7 protein-coding genes are annotated in these 6,825 nt (G+C 66.8%); all 7 read left to right on the forward strand.

Annotated elements, in window-relative coordinates:
• The first annotated feature begins 42 nt into the window (after window positions 1–42).
• The 7 genes from hisS to BFL28_RS11160 all read left to right on the forward strand — a co-directional run bounded on the left by hisS (window position 43) and on the right by BFL28_RS11160 (window position 6,704).
• Window positions 43–1,287 carry a histidine--tRNA ligase gene (gene hisS / locus BFL28_RS11135; RefSeq protein ID WP_069320641.1) on the forward strand — a complete coding sequence of 415 codons (1,245 nt, stop codon included), beginning with the start codon at window positions 43–45 and terminating at the stop codon, window positions 1,285–1,287.
• A 2-nt stretch (window positions 1,288–1,289) separates the two neighbouring features.
• Entirely contained in the window at window positions 1,290–1,430 is a 141-nt protein-coding gene (locus BFL28_RS21125; RefSeq protein ID WP_173655727.1) for a hypothetical protein, read from the forward strand.
• Window positions 1,427–2,500 (forward strand): peptide chain release factor 1, encoded by a 1,074-nt coding sequence (prfA, locus tag BFL28_RS11140; RefSeq protein WP_069320642.1) that lies wholly within the window; start codon window positions 1,427–1,429, stop codon window positions 2,498–2,500. The genes BFL28_RS21125 and prfA overlap by 4 nt, the downstream gene beginning before the upstream one ends.
• Before the next feature lie 7 nt (window positions 2,501–2,507).
• Window positions 2,508–3,350, forward strand: coding sequence for a peptide chain release factor N(5)-glutamine methyltransferase (gene prmC, locus BFL28_RS11145; RefSeq protein WP_069320652.1), 843 nt, complete (start codon window positions 2,508–2,510; stop codon window positions 3,348–3,350).
• A 237-nt stretch (window positions 3,351–3,587) separates the two neighbouring features.
• On the forward strand, window positions 3,588–4,373 hold the full coding sequence (locus tag BFL28_RS11150; protein ID WP_338152252.1) for a DUF4167 domain-containing protein: 786 nt from the start codon (window positions 3,588–3,590) through the stop codon (window positions 4,371–4,373).
• A 132-nt stretch (window positions 4,374–4,505) separates the two neighbouring features.
• Window positions 4,506–5,867: a DUF4139 domain-containing protein gene (locus tag BFL28_RS11155; protein WP_069320644.1), complete on the forward strand. Its 1,362-nt coding sequence runs from the start codon at window positions 4,506–4,508 to the stop codon at window positions 5,865–5,867.
• A 12-nt stretch (window positions 5,868–5,879) separates the two neighbouring features.
• Window positions 5,880–6,704: a DUF4139 domain-containing protein gene (locus BFL28_RS11160; protein ID WP_069320645.1), complete on the forward strand. Its 825-nt coding sequence runs from the start codon at window positions 5,880–5,882 to the stop codon at window positions 6,702–6,704.
• Window positions 6,705–6,825 lie beyond the last annotated feature (121 nt).

Genomic DNA, 6,825 nt, shown 5'->3' on the forward strand with positions numbered 1-6,825 from the left:
CTATGGCGTTGTGCCGCTGGCTCCAATAGATGACGCGCCGAAATGGCACGGATCGAAACCCCCAGGCGCGTGCGCGGCACGCAGGACATCTTCGGCGAGGAGCAGCGCCGCTTTGCGCGCGTGGTCGACGCGTTCGAAAAGGTGCGTCGTCTATACTGCTTCCAGCAGGTGCAGGTTCCCGTCTTTGAAGCGACCAACGTCTTCGCCCGCTCGATGGGCGAGACCAGCGACGTCGTGTCCAAGGAAATGTACACCTTCCCCGATCGTGGCGACGAACTGCTGACGCTGCGTCCGGAATTCACCGCCGGCATTTGCCGCGCCTATATTACCGAGGGCTGGCAGCAATATGCGCCATTGAAGCTGGCGACTCACGGACCGGTGTTCCGGTACGAGCGCCCGCAAAAGGGCCGCTATCGCCAGTTCCACCAGATCGATGCCGAGATCATCGGCGCGGCTGAACCTCAGGCCGATGTCGAGCTGTTGGCCTTCGCCGATCAGCTGCTCCACGAACTCGGCATTGCCGAGGGCGTGACGCTGCAACTCAATACGCTGGGCGACGCGCAAACGCGCGAGGCATGGCGCGCCGCGCTGGTCGCGCATTTCGAACAGCATCGCGGCGAATTGAGCGAAGACAGCCTCACACGCCTCGAAAAGAACCCGATGCGCATCCTCGATAGCAAGGATCCGCGCGACCGCCCGATCGCCGATGCTGCGCCGGACATCGACGCGTATCTGACGAGCGAGGCCGGCGCGTTCTTTGAGAGCGTGACAAGGGGGCTCGACGCCGCGGGGGTCGCCTGGACACGCAACGCGCGCCTCGTGCGCGGGCTCGACTATTACCGCCACACCGCATTCGAATTCGTCACCGGCCGCCTGGGCGCGCAAGGCACGGTGCTGGCCGGCGGGCGCTATGACGGCCTGATTGGCAATTTGGGCGGCGCGGAGACGCCGGGCGTGGGCTGGGCCGCCGGGATCGAGCGGCTGGGGATGCTGGCCGAAGCGCCCGCCGCCGAGCGCCCCGATATCGCCGTAGTCGTCGAACGTGCCGGCTATGAAGCCCAGGGTCTGGCGCTGCTCGCGCGCCTGCGCCGCGCCGGGCTGAGCGCGGAACTCTTTGCCAGCGGCAGTCCCAAGAAGCGCTATGACAAAGCGGTGAAGGCCGAGCCGAGCGAAATCATCTCGATCGACGTGCGCGACGACGCGCCGACGGTTAATCGTCGCACGCTACGCGACGGGGCTAATGCCGCGGCGATCGACACTGCGCTCGCGGGCTTCACCATCGCGTGACGATGTTTTCTTACCGTCACCCCGGCCTTGTGCCGGGGTCCACCCCGCCGCTGGGTATGGTGCCCAATTTCGGCACGGCATCGCTTGCCCAGCCCTGGACCCCGGCAGGCGGCCGGGGTGACGATCGGGAGCATGCCGCATGACCACCATTTCCCCCGAACGCATCGCCCAGATCGAGGCGCGGCGGGACGAGCTTCAGGCGATGATGGCGACCGGCGACCTGCCGTCGGACCGCTTCGTTGCGGTCTCGAAGGAATATGCCGAACTCGAACCCGTCGCCGCCGCCGCCGGGGAAGTCCGCCGCCTGCGCGCCGAGGCCGCCAGCCTCGCCGAAATGAGCCGCGACGGCGACCCCGAACTCCGCGCCATGGCGGCAGAGGAACTGCGCGAGAATGAGGCCGCGCTCGAACGCGCCGATCATGCCCTAGCCCTCGCCCTCCTCCCCCGCGACGCCGCCGACGAGCGCGCCGCGATGCTCGAAATCCGCGCCGGCACCGGCGGCGACGAAGCGGCGCTGTTCGCGGGCGATTTGCTTCGCATGTACACGCGCTATGCCGAGGCGCAGGGGTGGAAGGTCGAGTTGATCTCAGCCTCCACATCGGAAGCCGGCGGCTACAAGGAAGTCGTCGCGAGCGTGGCCGGCAAGGGCGTGTTCGCCAAGCTCAAGTTCGAAAGCGGCGTGCATCGTGTGCAGCGCGTGCCCGTCACCGAAAGCGGCGGGCGCATCCACACCAGCGCCGCCACCGTCGCGGTGCTGCCCGAAGCCGAAGAAGTCGATGTCGATATCCGCAACGAGGATCTGCGGATCGACATCTACCGCTCATCCGGCGCCGGCGGACAACACGTCAACACCACCGACTCGGCTATCCGCATCACGCACTTGCCCACCGGGATCGTCGTCACGCAGCAGGACCAGCGCAGCCAGCACAAGAACCGCGACAAGGCGATGCAGGTGCTGCGCACGCGCCTCTACGAACAGGAGCGTGAGCGCCTGTCGAGCGAACGCTCCGGCGCGCGCAAATCCATGGTCGGCTCGGGCGACCGTTCGGAGCGCATTCGCACCTACAACTTTCCGCAGGGCCGCGTGACCGACCACCGCATCAACCTGACGCTCCACCGTCTGCCCGAAATCCTGGAGGGGGAAATGGACGAGCTACTCGGCGCGCTGATCGCGCAGGATGAGGCGGAGCGGCTGGCGTCGCTGGATTCGTGAGGGCCGCATGCTGACGGTGCGCGCCGCGCTGGCCGAGGCTGCCGCACGGATCGATTCCGCCACGCCACGACTTGATGCCGAACTGCTGATGGCACACGCCCTGGGCGTCACGCGCGACGCGCTGCTGCTCGGGCATCTTGGCGACCCTGCCCCGGCGGGTTTCGCCGCGTTGCTCGAGCGCCGGCTGAACCATGAGCCGATTGCCTATATCGTCGGTACTCGCGGCTTCTGGAGCATCGACCTTGAGGTCGGCCCGGGCGTGCTGGTACCCCGCGCCGACAGCGAAACGCTGATCGAGGCGGCGATCGCGCATTTCCCCGATCGCGCCGCCCCGTTGCGTATCCTCGACCTCGGCACCGGGCCGGGCACGCTGCTGTTCGCCGCGCTGAGCGAATGGCCCAGGGCTACCGGACTGGGGATCGACGCCTCGCCGGCCGCGCTCGATTATGCCCGTCGCAATGCCGAGGCGCTCGGGTTCGCCGATCGCGCGACGCTGCAGCAGGGAGACTGGTTTGCCGGCGTTGGCAGCAGCTTCGACCTGATCCTGTGCAACCCGCCCTATATCGGCCTCGACGAACCGCTTGGGCCTGAAGTGCGCGAGCACGAGCCGGGTGAGGCGCTGTTCGCGGGCCAAGATGGCCTGGACGACTATCGCCGCATCATACCGCGCCTTTCGGCCCATCTCGCACCCGGTGGCATCGCTATCCTCGAGACCGGCTGGGCGCAGGGCGACGCCGTCTCCGCCCTGGTCGGCGCCGCGGGCCTGACCGCCTGCCTCCATCGCGATCTGGGTGGTCGACCGCGGGCAGTGTCGGCCAAGTTGAACTATCACTGCGCCACCCCAATATAGTGCTTGGAGAAAGTTGCCGCGCGGGCTAAGGATTGGCTCGGGGCAGGCAGTTTCAACCTAAATCGTTGAGAATGAACGCCGACCCACTTCAGGCATGAGCGCTGCTGATTGTCCGGCAGCCATGCGGGAAAGTCGCTGCGGACCCACGGGGCCGAAGCGGCGCGCGGTGTAACACGCATCCGGGATCGCTTATCTGACCGATGGCGGATTGAGTAAGGACAGGACACACAGACGTTGATGAACAATCGTCAGGCGAACAACGGTCGCCGTCGTGGCCGTGGTGGTCAGGGCCAGCGCCAAGGTGGCGGCAATCCCAACCAGGGCAACCGTATCGACAACCGCGCGCGCGGCAACGCTGCCCAGTTGCTCGAAAAGTACAAGAACCTCGCTCGCGATGCGCAGATGCAGGGCGATCGGGTCAACACGGAATATTATCTGCAGTTCGCCGATCATTATTTCCGCGTCCTTGCCGAAAGCCGTGCGCGCTTCGAGGAGCAGAATCCCGGGCAGCAGCAGGGCCGCCGCCCCAGCACCGACATCGACCTTTATGACGATGAATTCGGCGACGAGGGTGCCGAGGGCGAGCGCGGCAGCGAGGGTGAAGCCGGTGACGAGCAGCGCCACGAGCGCCAGCCGCGTCAGGACCGCTCACGCGAAGATCGTCAGCGCGATGATCGTCCCCGTGATGATCGCCCGCGCCGGGATCGTGACGGACGCCGCGATCGCGACGAGCGCGAACCTCGGCGCGAGCGCGCCGATCGCAGAGACGAGCCGCAGGCCGAAGCACCCGCACTGGCGCCCGTGCCGGCCCCGGCCAACGAGGATGAGGCGCTGCGCGACCAGCCGCGCCGCCGCGGCCGTCCGCGCCGGGAGGGCGTGGCCAGCGAGGAAATCGCAGCGGATCACGGCATCGCCGCAATCCTTCCGCCGGCGCTGGGCGTCGAGGGCGAAGTGGTGGTCGAAGCCAAGCCGCGCCGCCGCCGGGTGAAGAAGGTCGAGGGCGAGCCCGAGGCTGCTGAATAAGCGGCTGCCGCGGCAGGAAAATAAAGGCCGGTCCGTGGCGCACGGGCCGGCCTTTTCGTTGCGGCGGCATTGCCAGTTGACTTGCCGCCGGCGCTGGCGATGCTGCCCGGACAAGCAGTTCGGGGGACTGGGATGCGACGTCTGACCATGGCGCTGGCCGCTACAAGCGCCGCACTGTCCGGCACCCTCCATGCACAGTCGGTCGAGCAGGCCGCGCAGGGTCCAAACGCGCAGGGCGACGTCGCGGTCACCATCTACACCAACAACATTGCCATGATTCAGGACAGGCGCGAGTTGCGCCTTCCCGCCGGCAAGTCGCGCCAGGACTTTCCCGACGTGGCGGCGCAAATCCGCCCCGAAACCGTGACCCTCGCCACCAGCGGGGCGACCGTGCTGGAACAGAATTTCGATTTCGACCTGCTGAGCCCCGCGGCGTTGATGGAAAAGGCGGTCGGCCAGAACGTCACCATCGTCCGCAATGGCCAGAGCCTTCCGGCCAAGGTGCTGGCTTATAACGAGGGTGCCGTTGTCGCGGTCAACGGGCGGATCGAAATCCTTCAGAAGGAAGATCGCGTGGTGTTCCCGACGCTCCCGGCTTCGCTGCGCGCACGTCCAACGCTCTCGGTCACGCTCGACGCCACCAGTGCGGGCAGCCGCCCGGCAACGCTCAGCTACCTCACCTACGGCATGGGCTGGCGCTCCGACTATGTCGTGCTGTTCGACGAAAAGGCCGGCAAGATCGACGTGCAGGGTTGGCTGACGCTCACCAACAACAGCGGCACGACCTATCGCAACGCTACCACGCTGCTCGTGGCGGGCGGCGGTGGTCAGGGCGGGCGCGGGTCGCTGATGCAGCCGGGAACCGAGACGGCTGGCCGCGAGCGGATCGGCGACTTCTACGTCTATCCCATCGCCGGTCGCGTCACGATCGCGCAGCGCCAGCAAAAGCAGGTGAGCTTCCTCGATGTCGCCGGGGCGCCCGCAGCCAAGGCCTACGCCTATCGCAACGCCTGGCTAGGGCGACAGGACCAGCCGCGCAGCGTCGATACCGTGCTGCGTTTCTCGTCATCAAAGGACGGCGGCCTCGGCGATGCGCTGCCCGCCGGCACTGTCCGCATCTACATGCGCGACGCGCGTGGCGCTCCGCAGTTCATCGGCGAGAATGGCATCGGCCATACCCCAATGGGCTCGCGCATTGCGATCAAGACCGGCGAGGCGTTCGACGTGAAGGTCAAGTCGGTGGTGCAAGCGCGCGAGCGCGTCGGCAGCAGCAAATGGCGCACGACCATGGTCTACACGCTCACCAACGCCAAGGACGAGCCAGTAAGCGTCGAACTCTCGCAAGGCGGGCTCGACAGCTGGTGGAAAGACACCAGAATCCTGAACGAAACCTTGGCAAGCGAACGCGTCAATGCCGACGAGGCGCTGTGGAAGGTAAGCGTTCCCGCCAATGGCGATGCGACCGTTACCGCCACCTTCGAAACCCGGTACTGAGGGGGCCGATCGGTGCGGGCGTTCCGCACGATCCTGCCGGGCTTGCTCATGCTGAGCCTGCACATCCTGGACGGCGTAGCACACGCACAGGAGGTGCAGACCTCATCCGCGCCCGATTCCCTCGCGGTGACGATCTATCGCGCGCCCGATCGCAGCGCCGACGAGAAGATCGGGCGGCACGGCCTCCGCGGCTATGCGCTGATCAGCGAGACGCGCACGATCCGCATTCCGGCGGGACGCGCAACGATCCGCTTCGAAGGCGTCGCCTCCGGCATCCTGCCCGAGAGCGCGATCGTCACCGGCCTGCCGCAAGGGGTGCGTGAGAAGAACCTCGGCGGCGACCTCCTCTCTGCAGCCTCGCTCTACAGCCGGGGCTATGCCCGCCCCGTGACGCTGCGGCGCACGCGCGGAGGCCGGACTGTGGAGGAGCGCGCGATCATCCGGTCCGGCCCGGCCGGCGCAGCGATCGTCGAGACAGCGCGCGGGTTCGAAGTGCTGAATTGCGGCCCCACGGACGATGCCCTGGCATATGACGCCGTGCCGCCAGGGCTCTCGGCCAAGCCGACACTGTCGATCGAGACGGATTCGCCTCAGGCCGGCACTGCGATCGTCACCTTGTCCTACCTTGCCTGGGGTTTCGACTGGCAGGCCAACTACATCGCCAGGCTGAACGAGGATGAGAAGGGCGGCGCAAAGACGATCGACCTGTTTGCCTGGGTGACGCTCGCCAGCACCGATCTGACCAGCTTCGAAAATGCCCAGACCATGGTCATTGCCGGCAAGATCAACCGCACGACCAATCGCTTGTCCAACCCGTATGACGGTGCCGACGAATAGAGAGGTCTATATGTGGGGGGGCTCGGCAGCATTAGGTGGGTCCAGCATAGTACACAGCTGTCACTATGATAGAGCTCTACAAGATAGCCGCGTGGTGCGGCGGCGTAGAGGACGTCGGCGG

Source organism: Sphingomonas turrisvirgatae, from assembly GCF_001721295.1.
GTDB classification, from domain to species: domain Bacteria; phylum Pseudomonadota; class Alphaproteobacteria; order Sphingomonadales; family Sphingomonadaceae; genus Sphingomonas; species Sphingomonas turrisvirgatae.